Raw genomic sequence first — 21,547 nt, forward strand, 5'->3', positions numbered from 1 at the left:
CGCCGAATGCGAAGTCACAATGGGGAAACGCTTTCCGAAATATGTCCAAACCTCTTGAATGTGACCGTTCTCACCATTAGGCTGACTTCGTTGGTCTCCGTGAATCGTTTCATTGTCTCGTTTGGATTACCCATGTGTCCTTGAGCTTGTTATCTCTCGGTCGGCCCATGAACCACCCCGAATTTCACTGTCGAAACTACAAGGTGTGATGCCATGACCCTCGGAAATTTGCGCCCGCATCCGGTGCGCGCTCTCATCGCAGGAACCGCTATTGTCGGTCTCTGCTCGGCGACGACGCCGGCTATAGCGGCTGAGGAGCCGCTCTCCCGATCCTTCGACTTCGGTACCTCCAGCAGTCCTGTTGCGGACGGCTGGACCGGAGTTTCTGAAACCACCAACTACTCCGCTGAGGCGGGATACGGCATTGTGCCGGTCGAAGGAGTAGCCCCCATATCCCGCCATCGGACATCCGCTGCAGCTGACCCCGTAGCCAACGACTTCGTCCTCGGCACGGCGTGGGGATTTGTTGCCGACGTTCCCAACGGAAGCTACAGCGTGCGCGTGCTGTCGGGTGACGAACTCACCGGAACCAGCACCACCAAAACCAGCGTGAGCCTCGAAGGAGTTCCTGCGGGAACCATCCAGTCCCGCCAGGCTGTATCGGAGCAGACCTGGCAGACAACCGTCGAGGACGGCCAGTTGACCGTAGACCTCACCGGAGAAGGAGCCGGCGCCTATGTGAACGGCATCGTCATCACGGAAACTGAACCACGGGCTGAACCGGAGCCACAGCCTGAACCGGAGGAGCCGGTCTCCACGCTCGCCGCCCCCCAGTCCGTGCGTATGGCGCATGTGACTTCGGAAGCGGTAACGCTGCGCTGGAATGAAGTCAGCGGAGCAACGGGCTACGTTGTAAGCCGGTCCGACACCGTCGACGGTACCTACACGAAGGTCGCCGAAACAGCGGAACGGGTTGTGCACGTCACCGATCCCGTGGACACCACCAAAGCTCACTACTACAAGGTGCGGGCACGCGGGGCGGACGGCCTCTCAGCGCCGTCGGCGGCTGCGGTCTCAAGCCTGAGCACCGAAGCGCCGGCACTGCCCGACAATGGCGTGCTTTCGCTCGATCTCGGAAACGGACAGACCGCCGCCGGTGCAGTGCGCATTGACGAGACGACGACATACACCACCGGGAACCGCGTGGGCTTTGTCGACGTTGCACAGGTCACCGCCACCGATCGGGGCGGCGAGAACGCCGCGAAGGCGGACTTCGTCACTGTCGGGGACACCGAACTCGTAGTCGACCTGCCGAACGGCAACTACACGGTCGACCTCATTGCCGGTGACGCCGAGGGCGGCACCGACATAGCGGTCACCGCAGAACAGATGACAAAGGTGCAGCGCACCGAGAAGGTTGCCGGCGAATACCTGGAGATGGCCTTCAACATTGCCATTGTGGACGGTCAGCTGAACCTCGAGTTCGCAGGCGCCGCGGCGAACCTGAACTCGCTCGTCATCACCCAGAAGACGCCCAACCAGGCAGGCACCGAGCCGACGGCGTGGATCACCGGTGACTCGACCGTCCAGACCTACACCGCCGACTACGTGCCACAGGCCGGCTGGGGGCAGATGATCGAGCGCTTCCTTTCGGATGATGTGACCGTCGAGAACAAGGCCATCGGCGGACGCAGTTCCAAAAACTTCATCAGCCAAGGACGGCTGGACGAGGTACTGCTCAACATCAAGCCCGGGGACTACCTCTTTGTTCAATTCGGCCACAACGACAACAGCTACGGGGTCGACGACCGCTGGGCAGCACCGGGTGACTACTACGAGTACCTGCGCACCTTCGTCGACGGCGCAACCCAGCGCGGTGCCACGCCCGTCATTGTGACGCCGGTGTCGCGCCGGTCCTACAACGAACAGACGGGCGAGGCGAACGTTTCCTTCCCGGCCTACGTGGAAGCAGCATCGAAGCTCGCTGCCGACACCGGAACCCCGCTCGTTGACCTTTCCGCTTCCAGCCGCGCCTACCTCACGGAGATTGGGCCGGAAGCAGCAAAGTCCGTCTTCCTGCACGTACCGGCCGGTGTCTACCCGAACCGGCCGAACGGCACCGTGGACGACACCCACTTCCAGGAGTACGGAGCCATCCAGATGGCGCGGCTCGTGGCAACCGATGTCGCAAAGCTGGACATCCCCCTTGCCTCGGAAGTTCAGTCCGTCGAACCGCCGGCCGAGGTACCGGCCGCACCGACCGGCGTCGTGGCCGGCAGTGTGTCCAACGCTGGAGCGCAGCTGACCTGGAACGCAGTCGAAGGCGCTGACATCTACAAGGTGTTCGGCAAGGATGCAGAGGCTGGTGAGGACGCCTACGCGCTCATCACCACTTCCACGCTGCCGCTGGCTTCGGTCGGCGGCCTCGAAGAGGGCAAGTCATACGACCTGCGCGTGGTGGCTGTGAACGGGCGAGGTGACTCCGCGCCGTCGGACGCTGTCCGGATCACCACCAAAGCGCCGCTGTTCAAGTTCGACGTGCAGCTGGCGGGAAATCCGCTCATGCCGGGCTACACCGAGGTGAGCGTGGGCTCGGTCTACACTCCGGAGATCGGCTGGGGCTGGCTCGCCTCCGATGGCATGGCCGGCCGTGACCGCGGTATCAACTTCGACCCTGCGCCGAACGACCTGGAGCGGGACTTCCTTCTACCGACTCCTGACCACGTGTTCGCGGTCGACGTCGCAAACGGCACCTACGCCGTCAAGACGTACAACGGTGACTGGATCGGAACCAGCCGCTCGAACGTGCAGATCGAGGGCAAGGACTTCGGTTCCTCGAACGCCGGACGCGGTTCGGTATCCGAGAAGATCAGCCAGCCCGTTCAGGTGACGGACGGACAGATCAACCTCGTGATGACGGGCAGCTCGTCGCGCCTCAACGGCATCGAGATCACCCCGCTGCTGCTTGCGCCCACCGCGCTTGCCGCTGACGACGTCACAATCGAGGGCAGCGACGTGGCCGTATCACTGAGCTGGACCGGCAATGACGACGCCGTTGGCTACCGTGTCTTCCGGCAGTCCGCCGGTGCCACTAAAGCTGAGGCTCTTGGCGACGTCGATGGCACCTCCTTCGTGGATACGACGGCCGATATCGGGCTCGAGTACACCTACACCGTCGTCGCGCTCGATGCGGCAGGGGCGGAGTCCGTGCCCTCCAACGCCGTCGAACTGACCACGGTGGATCCCGACGTCGAGAAGGCACCGGTCCCGACCGGCCTGACGCTGGGCGCAGTGAACAAGAACGACGTCACGATCAGCTGGGAGCCCTCGGAGGGCGCGCTCTTCTACCATGTCTTCCGTGCCGATCCGCTGGCGGACGGTTCGGTTGGCGAGCTGCAGCTGGTGGGACGGGCTGAGGAACCAACCTTCACCGATACCGACGTGCTCACCACTGTCGAGTATGTGTACGCGGTGGCTGCCGTCAACGCGGGCGGTGTCTCGGCGAAGTCGGAGACCGTTACCTCGCCGGCCGTCACGACGCTGGTGCGGCAGGCCGAGCGCCTCGACCGTTCACCGGTGGCCGTCGTGTCCGACGGCGGTGTGTACCTTGGCTGGCGCATGCTTGGCCTTGATCCGGAAGAGATCGGGTTCCACGTCTACCGCAACGGCGAGCGCATCACCACTGAGCCGGTTACCTCGAGCACCAACCTGCTTGACGCCGACGGCGCCGCTGATTCCACGTACCGCATCAGCACCGTGGTGAATGGAACGGAACGCTGGGCCACGGAAGAGTTCACTGTCTGGGATTCACAGACCCTGGACGTTCCGCTGGACAAGCCCGCCGATGGTGTCACCAAGGACGGTCAGCCTTACAGCTACCAGGCAAATGACGCCTCCATTGGCGACCTCGACGGCGACGGGCAGTACGAGATCGTGCTCAAGTGGGATCCGACCAACTCGAAGGACAACTCGCGTGCCGGTTACACCGGGAACGTCTACGTTGACGCCTACAAGCTGGACGGCACACGCCTGTGGCGGATCGACCTGGGCAAGAACATCCGGGCCGGCGCGCACTACACGCAGTTCCAGGTTTTCGATCTGGACGGCAACGGCACAGCCGAAGTCACCATGAAGACCGCCGACGGGACCGTGGATGGAACGGGCGCTGTCATCGGCGACGCCCGCGCTGACTACCGGAACTCCGGCGGGTACGTCCTGACCGGTCCGGAGTTCGTCACGGTGTTCAACGGTGCCACGGGTGCGGCGGTCGACACGACCGACTACATCCCGGCGCGTGGTGACGTCGGTTCGTGGGGCGACACCTACGGAAACCGGGTTGACCGGTTCCTGGCCGGTGTGGCGTACCTCGACGGCGAGAAGCCGAGCGTTATCTTCAGCCGTGGCTACTACACGCGGGCCGTGATCGCCGCGTATGACTTCGACGGCTCCACGCTGACTCCACGGTGGACCTTCGACTCGAACGAGGCAGGGGACGAGTACCGCGGACAGGGCAACCACCAGTTCTCGGTTGCCGACGTCGACAATGACCAGAAGGACGAGATCATCTTCGGGTCATTGACTATCGACGACGACGGCACAGCGCTTTACAACACCGGCCTCGGCCACGGTGACTCCCTGCACGTATCGGACTTTGATCCGGCACGCGAGGGCCTCGAGGTGTTCGCAGCGCATGAGGACATGGGTGCGTCGGGTAACACCGGTGCCACCTTCCGCGACGCTGCTACCGGCGAACTGATCTGGTCCATCCCGGCAACCCGGGACACCGGCCGAGCTGCCATGGGCGATATCGACCCACGGCATTCCGGCGCTGAGGGCTGGGCCGTCGGCGGCGACGCTGCGTGGAACTCGCCGGTGGGTCAGCTGCGGGCGAGCAACGGCGAGCTGATCGCCGAGCAGATCCCGGCGGCGAACTTCCTGACCTGGTGGGACGGGGACCTGCTGCGTGAGATCACGGACCACGACTGGACCGAAGAAACACGGACCGGCGTACCGACGATCTCGAAGTGGAACTACGAAACCAGTACCGAGGAGGAGATATACCGGGCCGACGGGACGCTGACGAACAACGACACCAAGGGCACGCCGGCACTGCAGGCGGACCTGTTCGGAGACTGGCGCGAGGAGATCGTTACCCGCACCGATGATTCGACCGCCCTGCGCATCGCCACCACGGTGAACGTCACGGACCATCGGCTGCGTACGCTGCAGTCGGACCCGGTCTACCGCCTGGGCGTTGCCTGGCAGAACACCTCCTACAACCAGCCTCCGCACACCTCGTACTTCCTCGGGGAAGGCATGGAGCAGCCGAAGGCGCCGAGCATCGCCTACACCGGTGAGGAACCGGCACCGGGTGAGCTCGTCAAGCCGTCGGTCACTCCGGAGGCACCGGTGAAGGATGACCTGACGGACGAGAACCAGCTCGATCTCGGCCTGGGGAAGCAGAAGTTCCCCCGTGGAGCTTCAGAGGTTGTCCTCTCGAACCTGCCCGCAGGTGAGTGGGTGCACGTCTACCTCGGCGAAGCAGCGCTCGGCTGGCACCTGGTTAATGACGACGGCGCTGTCACCGTCACGACGCCGGAAGACACCCGGCCGGGAGACAACCGTCTGGTGATCCACACCGCCGGTGAGGAGCTGCTGGGCTGGGACCGCCTGAAGGTGGTGGGACCGGGCCGCTAACCCCCGTTGAGTTGGCAGGACACGCTCCGAATGCTCCGTCATAAGGGGCGTGTCCTGTCAACTCACGGAGGATGACTTTCCAGAACGAGCGAGGGCCCGGACGGTTGTGTACCGTCCGGGCCCTCGCTCTTTCTGGAAGGCTGCGCGCTTACTGCGGCGGGCGCGTCATGGAGAGCACGTCGAGTGCCTCGTCCAGCTGCGCTTCCGTCAGCTCGCCGCGCTCCACGTACCCGAGCGCGACGACGGCCTCCCGGACGGTGAGCCCCTCGGCCACAGCCTTCTTGGCGATCTTCGCCGCGTTCTCGTACCCGATGTACTTGTTCAGCGGCGTCACGATCGACGGCGATGCCTCGGCCAGGAAGCGGGCACGCTCTTCGTTGGCGGTGAGACCGTCGATCATCTTGTCCGCCATGACCCGGCTGGTGTTGGAGAGGAGGCGGATGGACTCGAGCAGGTTGGCAGCCATGACCGGGATGCCGACGTTGAGCTCGAACGCGCCGTTCGTCGAGGACAGCGCGATCGTCGTGTCATTGCCGATGACCTGGGCGGCAACCATGATCGCGGCCTCGCAGATCACGGGGTTGACCTTGCCCGGCATGATCGAGGATCCCGGCTGCAGATCGGGGATGGCGATCTCGCCGAGGCCGGTGTTGGGGCCTGAGCCCATCCAGCGCAGGTCGTTGTTGATCTTCATGAACGAGTACGCGATGTTGCGCAGCTGCCCGGATGCCTCGATGAGCCCGTCCCGGTTGGCCTGCGCCTCGAAGTGGTTGCGCGCCTCGGTGAGCGGCAGGCCGGTATCTTCGGCGAGCAGCTCGATGACCCGCGCCGAGAAGCCGGCCGGAGTGTTGATGCCGGTCCCGACGGCGGTGCCGCCCAGGGGAACCTCGGCCACGCGGGGGAGCGAGGCATTGATGCGCTCGACGCCGTAGCGCACCTGAGCCGCATAACCGCCGAACTCCTGTCCGAGGGTGACGGGGGTGGCGTCCATGAGGTGCGTGCGGCCGGACTTCACCACGCCCTTGAATTCCTCGGCCTTGCGCTCCAGTGACTCCGCCAGGTACTCCAGCGCGGGAATCAGGTCGTTGATCAGCGCGGACGTCGCGGCGACGTGGACCGACGTCGGGAAGACGTCGTTCGAGGACTGCGAGGCGTTGACGTGGTCGTTGGGGTGGACCACCTTGTCGCTGCCGGCGTCCTTCAGCGCACGGGTGGCGAGTTCGGCGAGTACCTCGTTGGTGTTCATGTTGGAGGACGTTCCGGATCCGGTCTGGAACACATCGATGGGGAAGTCGCCGTCGTACTTCCCGGTGGCAACCTCATCCGCAGCGGACTCGATGGCGCGTGCGAGCTCTTCGTCGAGCACACCCAGTTCAGCGTTGGCCGTGGCGGCCGCCTTCTTGATCCGTGCCAGGGCTTCGATGTGCGTCCGCTCCAGCGTTTTGCCGGAGATCGGGAAGTTCTCCACGGCGCGCTGCGTCTGTGCGCGGTAGAGGGCGTTCGCGGGAACCCGAACCTCGCCCATGGTGTCGTGTTCTATGCGGTAGTCGACGTTCTCCTGGGAATCAATTGTCATGCGCCAATTCTCACCTCTGGCGCTAGGCGCCACAAATCAGAGACTGCCGAGTTCCGAAACGAGGTCCGCCTTGCCTTCATCCAGCCGGTAGGTCACGCCGACGACGGCGGTGGATCCGTTCTCGACGGCGCTCGAGATGACGCGGGACGAATCGACCAGCCGCTGTGTGGTCTGCCGGATGTGTTCCTCGACGGCATCGTTGATGTCGGTGGAGCCGTTGCGGCGCGAGGTGAGCACTGACGAGGTGATGCGTTCGACGAGGTCGCGGATGAAGCCCGCCGGCATGGTGCCGGAGTCAATGGCATTGGCGGTTGCGGTGACAGCACCGCAGGAGTCATGTCCGAGGACCACGATCAACGGCACATTGAGGACGCCCACGCTGTATTCGAGCGAGCCGAGTACGGCGTCGTCGATCACCTGGCCGGCCGTACGCACCACAAAGATGTCGCCCAGACCGACGTCGAAAATAATCTCGGCAGCGAGGCGGGAGTCCGAGCAGCCGAAGATAACGGCGAACGGATCCTGCGTGTTTACCAGCGATGCGCGCCGGGAGGCGTCCTGGTTCGGGTGCGACGATGTGGAGGAAATGAACCTCGCATTTCCATCACACAGTTTCTGCCATGCTTCAGCGGGAGTCAGTTGCTTTGTCACGTGTGTCACTGTACTGCGCCCCGGGCCAGTCGGCCGGCTTGGTGACTCTACGTTGAGGAGTGCTACTTCAGTTCCCCGAGTACGGCGCTGCCGAGAACATCGAACTGAGCGAGGTCGGCCGTGCCGTTGAGGATGAGCGTGAAGCCACCCTGCTCGGTGGTGAGGAAAGCATCGCCGGAAGTGCTGTCGAGCAGTTCCCAGGTGACGCCGTCGATCACTCGCTGTCCGGACGGTTCTGCGCCGTCGAGGCGCTGCGAGATCCAGGTGGGGTTCGAATTATTGGTTTGTGTCACCTGGATAAATTCGCGCTCAGGCGTGAGATAGCCCACTTCCCAGAAGGCCACGCCGTCGGAAGCGGAGCCGTTCCAGCGGGCGTAGTTGGACGTCCAGCCGTCCGGCAGGTCAGCCGCGACGGGCAAGTATCCGGCGGCGTCTTCGGCCTGCGAGGCGACGGTGGAGACGTCGATGTCCCGGGTGTAGGTCTCAGCGGTGTGGGTCGGATTCAGCAGTACCACAAAGAGAACCAGTCCCAGAGTGACGGCGGTGGCAATGAACATGCCGATCGACGAGGCGTTGGCTCGCTTTGCCTGCTTGGCGGTGAGCACCGGGGTTGACGGTGCGTCCTGCTGGTTCTCCTGGGTGCTGCTCACCCCTCCATTGTCCCTCACGCCGGTCGCGTCACGGAAATGGCCGGACAGCCGCCCCGCACTATGATTGCCCGTAGAAGGAACCGCTAATTCAACGATGAGGTAAACGTGTCCAACAACGCTAAAAATGCGCAGTACTCCACCCTTTCACCCGCACTCGCCGTGGGAGACGACGAACCGGACCGTAACCTAGCGCTGGAGTTGGTGCGCGTCACCGAAGCCGCAGCCATCGCTGGCGGCCACTGGGTCGGCTTCGGCGACAAGAACAAGGCCGACGGCGCCGCCGTCGACGCCATGCGCTCCCTCCTCTCCACCGTCCACTTCAACGGCGTCGTGGTCATTGGTGAGGGCGAGAAGGACGAAGCACCCATGCTCTACAACGGTGAGCATGTGGGCGACGGCAGCGGCGCCGAGTGCGACGTCGCGGTTGACCCCATCGACGGCACCCGCCTGACCGCGCTCGGCATCAACAACGCGCTTGCGGTCCTGGCTGTGGCCGAGCGCGGCACCATGTTTGACCCATCGGCTGTCTTCTACATGGAGAAGCTGGTCACCGGTCCGGAAGCCGCGGACATGGTTGACCTCCGCCTTCCCGTGAAGCAGAACCTGCACCTGATCGCCAAGGCCAAGGGCAAAAAGGTCAACCAGATCAACGTCATGATCCTCGACCGCGACAGGCACCGCCCGCTGGTCCAGGAGATCCGCGACGCCGGCGCCCGCACCCGGTTCCTCATGGACGGCGACGTCGCCGGCGCCATCGCGGCCGCCCGCGAGGGCACCGACATTGACGCCCTCATGGGTATCGGCGGCACTCCGGAGGGCATCGTTGCCGCGTGTGCCATCAAGTCGCTCGGCGGCGTGATCCAGGGCCGGCTGTGGCCCACCAGCGACGACGAGAAGCAGAAAGCTCTCGACGCCGGCCACGATCTTGAGCGCGTGCTGTCCACCAACGACCTCGTGACCAGCGACAACTGCTACTTCGCCGCCACCGGCATCACCGATGGCGACCTGCTGCGCGGCGTCCGCTACCACGGCGGCAAGGTGCTCACCCAGTCGATCGTGATGCGCTCGAAGTCGGGCACCATCCGCGTGGTCGACGGCGAACACCAGGCCCACAAGTGGGAGAGCTACGCCCGCCTCAGCTAGGTTCGTTGCGCCCGGATAGCACTTCGGCCAGGCGATAGCGGTTAACCCCTATCGCCTGGCCGAACTGCTATCCGGTGAGGACGCACACGGCATCCCAGCAATCCCTGAGCGCAGAGGACCGTCCCCTCGATGAGGAATGTCCACGCAGGCTTGCCCAGTGGGCGGTGGGCGCGGGGGTGCCGCAGAACGCAACGCCGCTCCCGGCCGATAGCGCCTCCTGGCCTCCCACCCCTCGCTATCGCTCGGCGCGGGTCCCTCGGCCAGTAGGCTTGTCACCATGAACCTCGTCATTGCTCCGTGTTGGAACGCGCCCGAATGGGACTCCGTAGTCAACCGCCTGAACGGCCACCCGCAGCAGCTCTGGGGTTGGGGACAGACGAAGGGCGACCACGGCTGGCGGACCGAACGGCTTCTCCTGAACCGGGACGGCGAGACCATAGCCTGTGCACAGATCCTGATCCGCCGGCTGCCGGTGCCATTCCGTGCCCTGGTCTACGTTCCGCGCGGACCGGTGTGCCGTTCCGAGGATGCCCGGGAGGTCCTCGAGGAACTCGGTCGGTACGCCCGCGACGCCTACGCAGGAACCGTGCTCAGCATCGAGCCTGACTGGGACGCAGAGTCCGACTTCGCCGGCGCCGTCCGTGAAGCAGGGTTCCGCCCCACCCGGAACACCATCCTGATTCCGCGCACCCTCATCCTCGACCTGACGCGCACCGAGCATGAGCTGCTAGCGGACATGTCAAAGAAGCACCGCCAGTACATCCGCAAGTCCGGACGGGAAGAGCTCGACTTCCGCGAGGTGACCAGGGACGAACTGGCGGACTGCCTCTCGGTTTACAGGGAAACCGCCCAGCGTGCAGGGTTCGGAATCCATGAGGACCGGTACTACCTCGACATCTACAACAACCTCGAGGCTGCCTCACCCGTCTACGCGGCCTTCCAAGGCGAATCGGTGGTGGCGTTCCTCTGGCTGTCGGCCAGCGACTCCACCGCGTTTGAGCTCTACGGCGGAATGACTGAGGAGGGCGAGAGGCTACGCGCCAACTACGCGCTGAAGTGGCTCGCGATCCGCTCGATGAAGGAACGCGGAGTCCAGCGGTATGACTTCAACGGGCTCCTGAACGACGGCGTCTCGAAGTTCAAGATGGGCTGGGCGAAGCACGAGAACCAGCTGTTGGGCACCTGGGACAAGCCACTCTCGCCGCTTTACCCCGCCTACGCCACGGCGATGCCGCTGGCCCGCCGCGGAGTGTCCGGGGCGCGCGTCGCCGTGGACGCCGTCCGAACCAAGGTGGTGCCGGCCCTCCGTGCTAAGGCTGCGTCTCTTCGTGCCGGCCGCGCACAGGCCCTAACCCGTCAGGATTAGCGTCTCCGGCGGCACCTACGGTCACCGCGAAGGCGACGGCGGTGCCGCCGTCGTCGTCTGAGGTGTCCGTGGTGTCCGACGCGAGCCGCGCCATCACGGGGGATTCGTTCGCCGGGATGAAGGCGCTCTGGCCGCGGTGGAGGATCAGGTCGCCCTTGGGGGAGTCCAGCACCACGGTTCCTGACACCACCAGGATCACCGTCGGTCCGTTCTGCGCGAGCGGAATGTCTGCTGAGGCGGCGTCGTCACCGAAGGAGACGGGAAGTTCCAGCCGTTGCAACTGGAACTCGTCGAACGGCGGGCAGTACAGCTCCTGGCCCAGCGGCGTCGACTCCGGGTCGAGCAGCGGGAGGGCGAGGGGCGCGAACTCGACTGTTTTCAGGAGCTCGCCGGTGTCTACGTGTTTCGTGGTCAGCCCGCCGCGCAGCACGTTGTCCGAGGACGCCATGACCTCGATGCCGAGACCCTCCAGGTAGGCGTGAACGTTGCCTGCCGGCAGGTACAGCGCCTGGCCCGGCTGCAGGGTCACCCGGTTGAGAAGGAGCGCAACCAATACGCCGGGATCGCCCTCGTGGTGTCCGTTGAGCTGCAGGACCGTTGCGGCCGCTGCGCTGAGCAGGTTGTCCTCTGAGACTGTCGAGCTATCGCCCTCGAGAACCTCGACTACGGTCTCGACGGCCGCCCGTGTCTCAGCTCCGCCGGTCAGGAGCCGGGTGAAAGCCTCGCGCAGCGCTGCTGTCTCGTCGGGGATGCCGAGGTCGGCGATGACGGACTGCAGGATGGCCGGTGCCCACCCCTTCTGCTTCTCGACCAGTCCGGCGAGTGCGGTGAAGACCTGTGCGGCTTCACCCGGCGCACGGAAGCCGCACAAAGCGTCGAAGTCGGTGAGGGCGAAGATCAGTTCGGGCTTGGAGAACGCGTCGCGGTAGTTCCGGTTCGGAGCGTCCTGGGGGACCTCGGCGGCATTCTCACGGTCGAACCCTGCGCGCGCCTGCTCCGGGCTGGGGTGAACCTGCAGGGAGAGCGGCGCCGCGGCTGCGAGGACCTTCATGAGAAACGGCAGGCGGTCGCCGAACGCCTCGCGGGTGAGAACGCCGAGCGCGCGGTCAGGATCCGAGTCGATCAGGACGTCCAGCGGAGTACCCGATTCCCCGTGGCCCAGCACCGTCGACGGGGAGTCGGGGTGTGCGCCGATCCACAGTTCAGCCTCCGGACCGCCGGACGGAGTGCGGCCCAGCAGCTCCGCGATGGCCGTGGTGGATCCCCACTCGTAGGGGCGCAACGGGTTGTCCAGCTGGTACATCGGGAGGTGTCCGTTCGTTAGGCGGGGGTGCATTCCCCGTTGTCGGCCAAGAGTGCTTCGAGCGTGGTCCAGTCCTGGTTCACCGCGAGCTGGTGAAGGTACTCTTCGGTGATCTCGCCCGGAACGGTCTGCGCGGGTAGAGCCTCGATCAGCCCGGCATGGTCCAGGTTCAGTACGCCGGCGGGCGCGGCCTCGGCATCACCGGAGGCGGCGGCAAGCGTCTCCTGAACCCGCTGGTGAATCAGCTGGATGTCGGGGAATGTCGAGAACAGGTCGCCGGGCTCGCCGAAGTCAGGCGCTCCAATGGTGAGGCGCGCGACGTCGTGCTCTTTCGCCTTCATGGCAAGGTCCACGAAGCTGCCGAGCTGGTCCCGGGGGAGGTCGGTCTTGACTATCTCCGTCCCTGCAGCGGCTATCTCCTGGAAACGGGTCAGAACGGTTGCGGGGTCGAGCTGGGCGATCATCGCCGCCTGCACGCACTGCTGGCGCTGGATGCGCGCGTAGTCGGTGGCGTACTCGCGCGAACGGGCGTACCAGAGCGCGTGATACCCGTCGAGCTTCTGGACGCCGGGGGCAATCCATTCCGACGGCGGGTAGAACCGCTTCGGACTCGTGCCGGGAATTTCGGTGGAGGTAATCGGAACCCACCCGCCGGCGTTGATCGTTATGCCTCCCATGGCATCGATCAGCTGCTCGAAGCCTTGCATGTCCACCAGGACGTAGGCCTGTACCTCAATGCCGAGGATGCCGCTGGCGGCGTCCATCATGGCCTCGGCTCCCGGGTCCTGGGACTCCGGATACAGGTCGGCATGGGACTCGGTGACTTCGGTGTAGAGGCTGTTGATGATGCAGGCGTCGCCACAGTTGTAGCCGTCGGGCCAGACCTGCCAGAGCGGCGAGTCCTCGGAGAACGGTGCGTTCTGGAAGTCCCGCGGGATGCTGAAGGTAACGGTGGCGCCGCTGTCGGCGTCCACACTGATAACGGAGATGCTGTCGGGACGGCGGCCGGTCCTGTCCTCGCCGGCGTCGCCGCCCATGAGAAGGAAGTTGTAGCGCCCGTCAACCGGATCGAAAGCGGGGCCGGTCTGGAAGATGTTGCCGAACGTGCTGCGGCCGACGTTGAGCAGGTAGGCGGCATAGCCCAGGCTGCCGCTGGTCAGGAGCATCAGCACTGCCAGGGACGCGGCGACAACGGGACGCATTCCGCGGTCCAGCAACGGCGGGCGGATGACCCGGAGGGTGTTGAGGAAGAGCAGCGCCCAGCCGATTGCAAGTGCCACGAGCACCACGATCAGCAGGAGGGAGAACAGCTCGTTGGCAAGCAGGTTCACCAGCAGTTGCCGGTTCACTAGTGCAATGACGACGGCGGCAATCACCAGGAGCCAGACGGTGAACGTGACGCGAAGCGCGCGGCGGCCGAGCTTGCGGTCCCCGGCGACAACCTGTGCGGCTCCGGGGATCAGCAGGGTCAGCAGGAGGAGCAGGAAGGCACGCTTGGTACGCACGTCGGAAGGCGCCGACTCCGGGTATCGCACCGGATCGGTGAGCATGGTCCGTTGGGAGGGCCTGCCGGGGTGGATTGCCCGGCTCATGCGCCGCCTTCACGGAGGGAATCGCGGGTCCCGGCCCGCGCCCGCAGCTTGGCGCCCTTGTCGAGCGCTGTCTGCCGCAGGCCCTGTGCGAATTCGTAGAGCTTGTCGGAGAGCTGCTGAGCGTGCTGCCCTTCACCGGAGGCGAGGATGCGGACGGCCAGGAGTCCTGCGTTGCGTGCACCGCCGACCGAGACGGTGGCTACGGGAATGCCTGCGGGCATCTGGACGATGGAGAGCAGGGAATCCATGCCGTCGAGGTGCTTGAGCGGCACCGGAACGCCGATGACGGGCAGCGATGTGAGCGATGCCAGCATGCCTGGCAGGTGGGCGGCACCGCCTGCGCCGGCGATGATCACCCTCAGGCCGCGCCTCGCGGCCTCGCGTCCGTACGCCACCATGTCCTCGGGCATGCGGTGTGCGGAGACGACGTCGGCCTCGTAGGGAATGCCGAACTCTTCAAGGGCGAGAGCGGCAGCTTCCATGACCGGCCAGTCGGAGTCGGAGCCCATGACCAGGCCGACGAGGGCACCGGTGGGTGAGTTATTCACAATGTTTCCTTCCGGGGATCGCGACCGTCCCGCAGGATTGCCGCAGCGCGCTCGGCGCGCTCCCTGACCTGTGCCGTCGTGTCACCTGGTAGGGCGATGGCGTTGACATGGCCGATCTTCCGACCCGGCCGCACGCTCTTGCCGTAGGTGTGGATCTTCGCGGCGGGCTCTGCCGCCAACGCCGTCGGATAGGCACTATACAGCTCTGCGTTCTCTCCACCGAGGATGTTCTTCATGACCACCACCCCTGAGGTGAGGGACGTGTCTCCCAGGGGAAGGCCCAGAACCGCGCGCAGATGCTGCTCGAACTGGCCTGTCACGGCACCGTCCATGGTCCAGTGGCCGGAGTTGTGCGGCCTCATTGCCAGTTCGTTGATGAGGAATCCGGCATCGCTGTCCGGGACTTCGAACATCTCCACCGCCATGACACCGGTGACCCCGAGCTCCTCGGCGATACGCAGGGCGGCTTCGGCTGCGGCCCGGGCCAGGCCGGCAGGCAGGTCCTGCGCCGGTGCGATCACTTCGTCGCAGACACTGTTGACCTGGATCGAATGGACCACAGGCCAGGCCCGTGCTTCGCCATTGGGGGAGCGGGCAACGAGTGCCGACAGCTCGCGCGTGAATGGCACCTTCTCTTCGGCGAGCAGCGCGGAGCCTGTGAACCAGTCTGCGGCCGCCGCGGCGTCGTCGGGTGAATCGATGATCCGCACGCCCTTGCCGTCGTAGCCTCCGCGTGGAGTTTTCAGGACTACTGGCCAGCCGATTTGTTCGCCGAAGGTCCGCAGGTCCTGCACGGACGAGACTGCGCTCCAGCGGGGATTCGGGAGCCCGAGCCGGTCCACGGCCGCCCGCATCACCAGCTTGTCCTGTGCGTGGCGCAGCGCGTCCGGGTGGGGCTGAACGTTCACTCCGGCATCCACAAGAGTGCGGAGGTGCTGTTCGGGAACGTGCTCGTGATCGAAAGTGAGAACATCCACACCCTTCGCGAAGGCGGTCAGATCCTCAAGGCTGGTGTAGTCACCCACCGTGGAAGTCGCGACGGCGGCCACTGCCGAGACATCGGGACCCTCCGCCAGTACACGCAGTTCAAGGCCAAGTTCGACAGCGGGGGGTGCCATCATGCGGGCCAGCTGGCCACCGCCCACAACACCGATTACGGGAAAAGTCACCCCTTCAGGGTACCTATTGCCGATGGGGTCCCTTGGACGTGACCCGTTCGCAACTGCGGCTTCCTAGGAAAGAACCAGTGTCGCTCGATAAAATGGACCCTTGGCTGTCGTGCTGAAATTGAGGTGCTGATGTTTCAAAATGCCTGCCCTGCAGGCGTAGTGTTCTTCGGAATGTCTTTATGCTGGCCGGTGGGGTTCTGCAACCGCAGTACCTGCTGATCAGCTTCGCTCCGGCGATGTCCTGCTACGGCGAATCGTCCTAGAGACCGGAGGGTCATGATCACCACGCTTGTCGACCGGTCGCGGGCTCTCGCATCTCTCTTCTGGAGGGAGCTGGCGAAGTTCGGTGCCGTGGGCGGTGTGGCGTTTGTCATCGACAAGGGCCTGTTCTGGTTGCTTATCCACGGAACAATGGCGAACAGCGAGGTCAAGGCCCAGGTGGTATCGGCTGCCATAGCCACGGTCTTTTCCTGGATTGCCAACCGTTACTGGACGTTCCGTCACCGTCGCCAGGCCAATGTCCTCCGCGAACTTGTGATGTTCCTGCTGATCAACGCGATCGGTCTCGGCATCGCAGCCGGCTTTGTGTGGCTGGCCAAGTATCCGCTCGACATTTCAGACCGTACGGGGTTGTTCGTCGCCGGGGTCATGGGGACGGTGCTGGCAACGGCTGTGCGGTTTGTCGCCTACCGGTTCTGGGTCTTCAACGAGGAACTCGACGCAGAGCCCGCGTTCGCTCACGACCATGAACTTATCCACCCGCACGCACGAACCTCCGCAGGCGCTGATTCATCCAAGCCGGCCGTGCCCGGTCCGCTTGGCTGCTTAGCTGACGGGGCTCCGTCAGCTAAGCAGCCAACCGACCAGTAACGCGCTCGCCCTCCAGCAACCGGTCGGTCACTTCAACGCTGGGGTGGACGAGAACCACGGTTCCGCCGTTGGCCCAGATGCGGACGGAAGCCGTCAGCACGGTCAGGAGCGGCAGCGACGCCGGGACCAGCCAGATGCCGGGCGCGTGTTCGCCCTCTTCACCCATCAGGCTCGTGAAGGTGTGGCTCGCGCCGTCTGCCCGAAGGAGCTCGGCTCCTCCAGCCGCGGGTTCGTCCAGGTAGACGTCACCGAACGAGCGAACCGTCGCCGCATAGTCGACGGCTTCGCCGGGCAGGGTGCCGGACCAGCGCATGTCAAGCGCGCCGGGAGCTACCAGGACCAGCACCTCAGCGTCCCGTTCGGTGACGTCGTCGGGCGCTTCCAGGGAGAGCCTCACATCGGCGGGGGCGTCGCCGTCGAGCAGGGTCACTGCGCCGACCTGCCAGCACGCCAGCGCCCAGACGAGCGTCTTCCAGTGCGGCGGCATATCGACCGCGACGGCGGTGCCGGCCGCAGCGTCGAGCTCCTCCACGAGCATGTTCGACGTCTTGGCGACCCAGTTTTCGAGCACCCGGCCGGAGAGTTCCACGCGTTCATGGCCGGGCCCGTACCAAATGAGGCGGGGGGCGCCGGTGGCTGACCGGAATGAGTCGAGCAATCCTGCAATGGATGTGGATACGGCCACCGGGTGCCTGCCTTTCGGGTGGTAATCGCGCTGACCTGCGGATTCAGTTGCACAATTGTGAGGCGCGCTGCGCGTGGCGTGCCGCAATCCGAGAAACTCACTCTATAAGATTCCGTTCGCCGCTTGACTGGATGCGACTTACACACGTGTAATTAGGTCATCGGATTTGCTTCGGCGGACGGGATTTCGGGGTTCTCAGCGACTTGCTGGGAGCGCATCTCCCACACTAGTTTCTGGCCGAAGCTGCAACACCGGGAGGCTGGTATGGGGCAAGCAGAGCACATTCAGGACCGCAGGTCCATCGCGGCCCAGGCGTCTGCGCGCTACGGATCGCGCGGCGTTCCGCAGGACTGGTTCGTAGATCCGGCAGACCCGGACGCTGCCGAAAGGTACAGGCAGCAGACACAGCCGCTGGAAGATGAGGCAACAGCCTTCCTTGCAGCGCATGAGGCACTGAGCGAGGGTGCCGGCGTCGAGAATTTCCTTGACGCTGACCCCAAGTCGGCTCCCCGCCGACAGGCTGCTCCGGAGCGCGTTGAGCAGGCAGTATGGATCGGTCTTCCGGGCATCGGCTCCGACTTCGACGACGAAGGCGAGCTGGGCTGGCAGGCGGACGCACTCTGCGCACAGACTGACCCTGAGGCGTTCTTCCCTGAGAAGGGCGGTTCCACGCGGGACGCGAAGAAGGTCTGCGGCGCCTGCAACGTCAAGGCGCAGTGCCTTGAGTACGCACTGGAAAATGATGAGCGCTTCGGTATCTGGGGCGGTCTCTCCGAGCGTGAGCGTCGCCGCCTGCGAAAGCGAGCGGTCTGATTCACCACCAACAACGGGTCACAGCTGTTGTAGTAGCCCACAACGGCGCCGAGTATCTTCGTGACACCCTCGAGGCACTCGGTCAGCAGACCCGACCCCCGGATTTCCATGTAGGAGTCGACGCCGGTTCAACTGATGAATCGGCGTCACTGCTGCAACTGCAGCTTCCGGTGGGTTCGCCCGTAGTGGGCGCAGCCGGCCGCGGCGGATTCGGTGCCGCCGTCCGAACCGGTCTCGCGGAGATTCCGGCCAGCCGCCGGGCAGACCCTGACAGCGGTGTCCACGACTGGATCTGGCTCCTGCATGACGATTCCGCCCCGGAGCCCACCGCCCTCCAGGAGCTCCTGCACGCGGTTGAGCTCGCCCCGTCGGTGACCGTGGCCGGCGCCAAGCAGGTGGAGTGGGAGCACCGTCGGAAACTGGTTGACGTGGGGCTGTCCATCAGCCGCTGGGCGGAGCGGCTCACGCTGATCGACGTGGATGAACTGGATCAGGGCCAGTACGACGTCCGAAGCGACATGTTCGCAGTCAACTCGGCCGGCATCCTGATCCGCCGCGATATCTGGGACAAGCTGGGCGGTTTCGATCCGGCACTGCCCGGAACCGGCGACGACGTCGACTTCTGCTGGCGCAACCGCCTCGCCGGCCACCGCGTGGTAGTGGTACCCCGCGCGGTCATGCGGCACGCAGGCTCACGCGACAATCACGCTGCCACCCTGGGTGCTGCCCGGCGCGCTGAAGTGTATCTGCGCCTGAAGCACTCACCGCTCTGGATGGTACCGTTCCTCGCGGCAGGGGCCGTTCTTGGTGGTCTCGCCCGGTTTGTCCTCGGCCTGCTCGCCAAGGACCCGGGGTACGGTGTCGCGCAGCTGACCGCCAGTGTCGCTGCGGTGCTGAAGCCTTTCGACCTGTACCGGTCGCGGCGTTCCGCAGCGCAGACCCGGCGCCTGCCGCGCTCGGTGGTGAACGCCCTGCGTACCGAGCGCCGCGAGGTCTGGTCACACCGCAAATCAGTCGTGGAGGCGTTCTCGGCGCGCGGGCTCGAGGACGAGTCCTATGCGCAGAGCACTGCTGCCGACGTTCCCTCCGGGGATGCCAACGATGACTTCGCTGCGCTCGACGGGCCGTCGAGGATCTGGCTGGGTTGGGGCGCCATAGGGGCGGCCCTTGTCCTGCTCGGCGTCTCGCTGGTCGCGCTGCACCGGTTCGTCGGTGCCTCGGCGCTCGCCGGCGGATCCCTTCTGCCCCTGTCAACCGACCTGGCGGAGATCTGGTCCAACGCCTCACGCTGGTGGATCGACCTCGGCGCCGGTTTCGCCGGCCACGGGGATCCCTTCAGTTATGTGCTGTGGCTTCTGTCAGTACTGGGCTTCGGAAACGGCAACGCGGCCGTCGTCATACTGATGCTGTGTGCTGCCCCGCTCGCGGGGCTCAGTGCGTGGTTCGGATCCGGCGCGTTTATACGCAGCCGGTCCCTCCGGCTGTGGGCCGCGTTCCTCTGGGGATCCCTGCCCGTTCTGCAGGTCGCTATAGGCAGCGGCAGGCTCGGTGCTCTGCTGGTGCACATCCTCCTGCCGTTCGTGGCGCTGGCCCTCATTCGTGCTGTCGGCCAGGCCCCCGGTCGCCCGGGCGCGCAGAGCAACGATCCCGTGGACTCCTCCACGCGCCAGCGTTCGCTTCAGCTGATGTTGAAGCCGGGCATCAACGGTGTTCCGAGCTGGACCGCGGCGGCCGCCGCAGGACTGCTGCTCGCCGTCGTCGTTGCTTCAGCACCGTCACTGCTGCTGTTTTTCGTGCTCGCGGTAGTAATCATCACCCTCGTGGCCCGACGCCGCGCCAAGACCGTCTGGTGGTCGTTGCTCCCTCCGCTGGCGCTGTTCATACCGTTCGCGGCGTCCACCGTTGAGCGCCCGCACGGAGTCTTCGGGGATCCGGGCCTTCCGCTGCCTTTCGACGCCGCGCCGCTGTGGCAGCAATTGCTGGGTTACCCGGTCTCTTTCCCGTCCTTCGGACGGCTCGCCGCGTTCCCTCAACTGTCTGACGGGCCCTGGCCGGTTGTTGTTGCGCTGCTTGTCGGGCTGCCGGTGCTCCTGCTTGCCGCGACGGCGCTGTTCCTGCCCGGCAAGAGCCGGGCAGCTGCGCGCGTGCTGTGGGTGCTGGCGCTGCTGGCGCTTCTCGGCAGCCTCGGCAGCTCGTTGGTGGTGACGGCGGTCGGCTCGTCGACGCTCATCACGCCGTTCACCGGTCCCTGGGTCTCCGTTCTCACGCTGGCCCTTCTGGCGGCAGCACTGCTCGGCGGTGAGTGGCTGTTGCAGTGGCTTCGTGCCGGTCGGTTGCGCGGCACGGCCGGGTCGGTCCGCGGTGCCGGGGCCTGGCTGACGGCTGCGGCACTGGTGCTCGCCCTGGGACCGGCAACAAGCCTCACCCTCTGGTTGGTTCCGCAACTGCGCACACCGGATGCGGCGATTGAGGCAACGAGTTTCGGTACCGAATCGGCAGTAGCGCCGAGCACCGCCCGCACCCTTCCGGCGACAGCCGCTGACCGCGGTACTGACGGCCGGCGCAGCACCACCCTGGTCATGAACATCGACGGCGACAGTAACGTCAGCGCTTCCGTCATGCGCGGGAGCGGCACCACCCTCGACTCGCTGTCGCAGATCCACGCTGCCCGTCAGCTCCACGGCTCCCTGCTGGCTGCCCAACTGCGGGAGGACGACGACGCCATGGCCGACGTCCGCCGGACGGTCGCCACCCTGGTGGCGGGGACCAGTGTGGATCCGCGCGAGGAACTGGAGCGGCTGGGTGTCGGCTTTGTGGTGCTGCAGCAGTCCGATTCGGCGGCCGAGGTGCTCGCCAGCCAAATCGATTCCGTGCCCGGCCTCGTGTCCGTGGGTAACACGGAAGCCGGTTGGCTGTGGCGGGTTGAGATGTCGGCATCGGGCGAGTCCGCAGGGGAAGCCCAGGTGGGCCGCCTCCGCATTGTCGATGAGTCCGGTGCGACCCTGAGTGTGCTCGACTCGGACGCAACAACGGCTTCGACGCGCATCCCCGCCGGTCCCGAGGGCAGGACCCTGGTACTGGCTGAGCGCTCCGCCCCCGGTTGGGAAGCGACGCTCAACGGCGAGCGGCTCGAACCCGCGTTCACGGGCTGGAACCAGGCCTACGCGCTTCCGTCCGCCGGAGGCGCTCTGGAGGTCCGCTACGTGACGGTTTGGGAACCATGGGCCGGGATTGCCCAGGCCATTGTGTTCGGCCTGACGCTCCTGCTGGCCGTCCCCATTCCGGCGCGGCCGCGCTTTGTGCATGTCCCGCAGGGGCGAAGCCGAACCGCCGCTGGGTCTGTGTCGACCGGCCGCCGCACCGCCGTTGAGGCTCCCGTACCCTTGGCGCCTGCCGTGCCGGCCGGCGCCGGTGCGGAGTCCCATGATCGGAAAGACCCGGCAGATGAACCGGTGCTGAGCAGCGGAAAGGCCGGTACCTGAGG

General features: G+C 65.5%; 14 protein-coding genes. 6 read left to right on the forward strand and 8 right to left on the reverse strand.

Features of this window, described 5'->3' with window-relative positions:
• The first annotated feature begins 213 nt into the window (after window positions 1-213).
• Entirely contained in the window at window positions 214-5,697 is a 5,484-nt protein-coding gene (locus AC4D2M_RS05640) for a rhamnogalacturonan lyase family protein (RefSeq protein ID WP_490890633.1), read from the forward strand.
• A 148-nt stretch (window positions 5,698-5,845) separates the two neighbouring features.
• On the opposite strand, the gene AC4D2M_RS05645 is transcribed toward AC4D2M_RS05640, so the two are convergent.
• From AC4D2M_RS05645 to AC4D2M_RS05655, 3 genes are all read right to left on the reverse strand, one after another.
• Complete coding sequence (locus AC4D2M_RS05645; protein WP_490890634.1) at window positions 5,846-7,273, reverse strand: class II fumarate hydratase; 1,428 nt, start codon at window positions 7,271-7,273, stop codon at window positions 5,846-5,848.
• Window positions 7,274-7,309: 36 nt separating this feature from the next.
• Complete coding sequence (locus AC4D2M_RS05650) at window positions 7,310-7,924, reverse strand: carbonic anhydrase (protein WP_490890635.1); 615 nt, start codon at window positions 7,922-7,924, stop codon at window positions 7,310-7,312.
• Window positions 7,925-7,986: 62 nt separating this feature from the next.
• Window positions 7,987-8,574, reverse strand: coding sequence for a DUF4245 domain-containing protein (locus AC4D2M_RS05655; RefSeq protein WP_490890636.1), 588 nt, complete (start codon window positions 8,572-8,574; stop codon window positions 7,987-7,989).
• Window positions 8,575-8,679: 105 nt separating this feature from the next.
• Between AC4D2M_RS05655 and glpX the strand changes: the two genes are divergently transcribed.
• Both glpX and AC4D2M_RS05665 read left to right on the forward strand, forming a co-directional pair.
• On the forward strand, window positions 8,680-9,717 hold the full coding sequence (gene glpX, locus AC4D2M_RS05660; protein ID WP_490890637.1) for a class II fructose-bisphosphatase: 1,038 nt from the start codon (window positions 8,680-8,682) through the stop codon (window positions 9,715-9,717).
• A gap of 277 nt (window positions 9,718-9,994) precedes the next feature.
• Window positions 9,995-11,083: a lipid II:glycine glycyltransferase FemX gene (locus tag AC4D2M_RS05665; RefSeq protein ID WP_490890638.1), complete on the forward strand. Its 1,089-nt coding sequence runs from the start codon at window positions 9,995-9,997 to the stop codon at window positions 11,081-11,083.
• Here AC4D2M_RS05665 and manA read toward each other — a convergent pair.
• From manA to AC4D2M_RS05685, 4 genes are read right to left on the reverse strand one after another with little or no spacing between them, the layout of a single operon-like run.
• Window positions 11,028-12,386, reverse strand: a complete 1,359-nt coding sequence (gene manA, locus AC4D2M_RS05670; RefSeq protein ID WP_490890639.1) for a mannose-6-phosphate isomerase, class I — start codon at window positions 12,384-12,386, stop codon at window positions 11,028-11,030. The two genes, AC4D2M_RS05665 and manA, sit on opposite strands and share 56 nt — an antisense overlap.
• Window positions 12,387-12,403: 17 nt before the next feature.
• A complete protein-coding gene (locus AC4D2M_RS05675) occupies window positions 12,404-13,978 on the reverse strand; it encodes an LCP family protein (protein WP_490890640.1) in 1,575 nt (524 codons plus the stop codon).
• The gene (purE, locus tag AC4D2M_RS05680; protein WP_490890935.1) at window positions 13,975-14,487 is read right to left on the reverse strand and encodes a 5-(carboxyamino)imidazole ribonucleotide mutase; all 513 of its coding nucleotides are present in this window, start codon (window positions 14,485-14,487) and stop codon (window positions 13,975-13,977) included. Before purE ends, AC4D2M_RS05675 begins: the two co-directional genes overlap by 4 nt.
• Window positions 14,488-14,522: 35 nt before the next feature.
• Window positions 14,523-15,695 carry a 5-(carboxyamino)imidazole ribonucleotide synthase gene (locus AC4D2M_RS05685; RefSeq protein ID WP_490890641.1) on the reverse strand — a complete coding sequence of 391 codons (1,173 nt, stop codon included), beginning with the start codon at window positions 15,693-15,695 and terminating at the stop codon, window positions 14,523-14,525.
• A 276-nt stretch (window positions 15,696-15,971) separates the two neighbouring features.
• On the opposite strand from AC4D2M_RS05685, the gene AC4D2M_RS05690 reads away from it, so the two are divergent.
• Entirely contained in the window at window positions 15,972-16,565 is a 594-nt protein-coding gene (locus AC4D2M_RS05690) for a GtrA family protein (protein ID WP_490890642.1), read from the forward strand.
• On the opposite strand, the gene AC4D2M_RS05695 is transcribed toward AC4D2M_RS05690, so the two are convergent.
• Window positions 16,543-17,250, reverse strand: a complete 708-nt coding sequence (locus tag AC4D2M_RS05695; protein WP_490890643.1) for a TIGR03089 family protein — start codon at window positions 17,248-17,250, stop codon at window positions 16,543-16,545. The genes AC4D2M_RS05690 and AC4D2M_RS05695 overlap by 23 nt on opposite strands.
• Before the next feature lie 264 nt (window positions 17,251-17,514).
• On the opposite strand from AC4D2M_RS05695, the gene AC4D2M_RS05700 reads away from it, so the two are divergent.
• Window positions 17,515-18,063: a WhiB family transcriptional regulator gene (locus AC4D2M_RS05700; protein WP_490890644.1), complete on the forward strand. Its 549-nt coding sequence runs from the start codon at window positions 17,515-17,517 to the stop codon at window positions 18,061-18,063.
• A complete protein-coding gene (locus AC4D2M_RS05705) occupies window positions 18,063-21,545 on the forward strand; it encodes a glycosyltransferase family 2 protein (RefSeq protein ID WP_490890936.1) in 3,483 nt (1,160 codons plus the stop codon). The genes AC4D2M_RS05700 and AC4D2M_RS05705 overlap by 1 nt, the downstream gene beginning before the upstream one ends.
• Window positions 21,546-21,547: the final 2 nt, after the last annotated feature.

The sequence above is a fragment of the Arthrobacter sp. TJ-270 genome, from assembly GCF_058269075.1.

What these genes read in the sequence shown, in the direction of transcription:
- AC4D2M_RS05640 (WP_490890633.1), top strand. Translation starts at nt 214, where the DNA reads ATGACCCTCGGAAATTTGCGCCCGCATCCGGTGCGCGCTCTCATCGCA.
- AC4D2M_RS05645 (WP_490890634.1), bottom strand. Translation starts at nt 7,273, where the DNA reads ATGACAATTGATTCCCAGGAGAACGTCGACTACCGCATAGAACACGAC.
- AC4D2M_RS05665 (WP_490890638.1), top strand. Translation starts at nt 9,995, where the DNA reads ATGAACCTCGTCATTGCTCCGTGTTGGAACGCGCCCGAATGGGACTCC.
- manA (WP_490890639.1), bottom strand. Translation starts at nt 12,386, where the DNA reads ATGTACCAGCTGGACAACCCGTTGCGCCCCTACGAGTGGGGATCCACC.
- AC4D2M_RS05675 (WP_490890640.1), bottom strand. Translation starts at nt 13,978, where the DNA reads ATGAGCCGGGCAATCCACCCCGGCAGGCCCTCCCAACGGACCATGCTC.
- purE (WP_490890935.1), bottom strand. Translation starts at nt 14,487, where the DNA reads ATGGGCTCCGACTCCGACTGGCCGGTCATGGAAGCTGCCGCTCTCGCC.
- AC4D2M_RS05690 (WP_490890642.1), top strand. Translation starts at nt 15,972, where the DNA reads ATGATCACCACGCTTGTCGACCGGTCGCGGGCTCTCGCATCTCTCTTC.
- AC4D2M_RS05700 (WP_490890644.1), top strand. Translation starts at nt 17,515, where the DNA reads ATGGGGCAAGCAGAGCACATTCAGGACCGCAGGTCCATCGCGGCCCAG.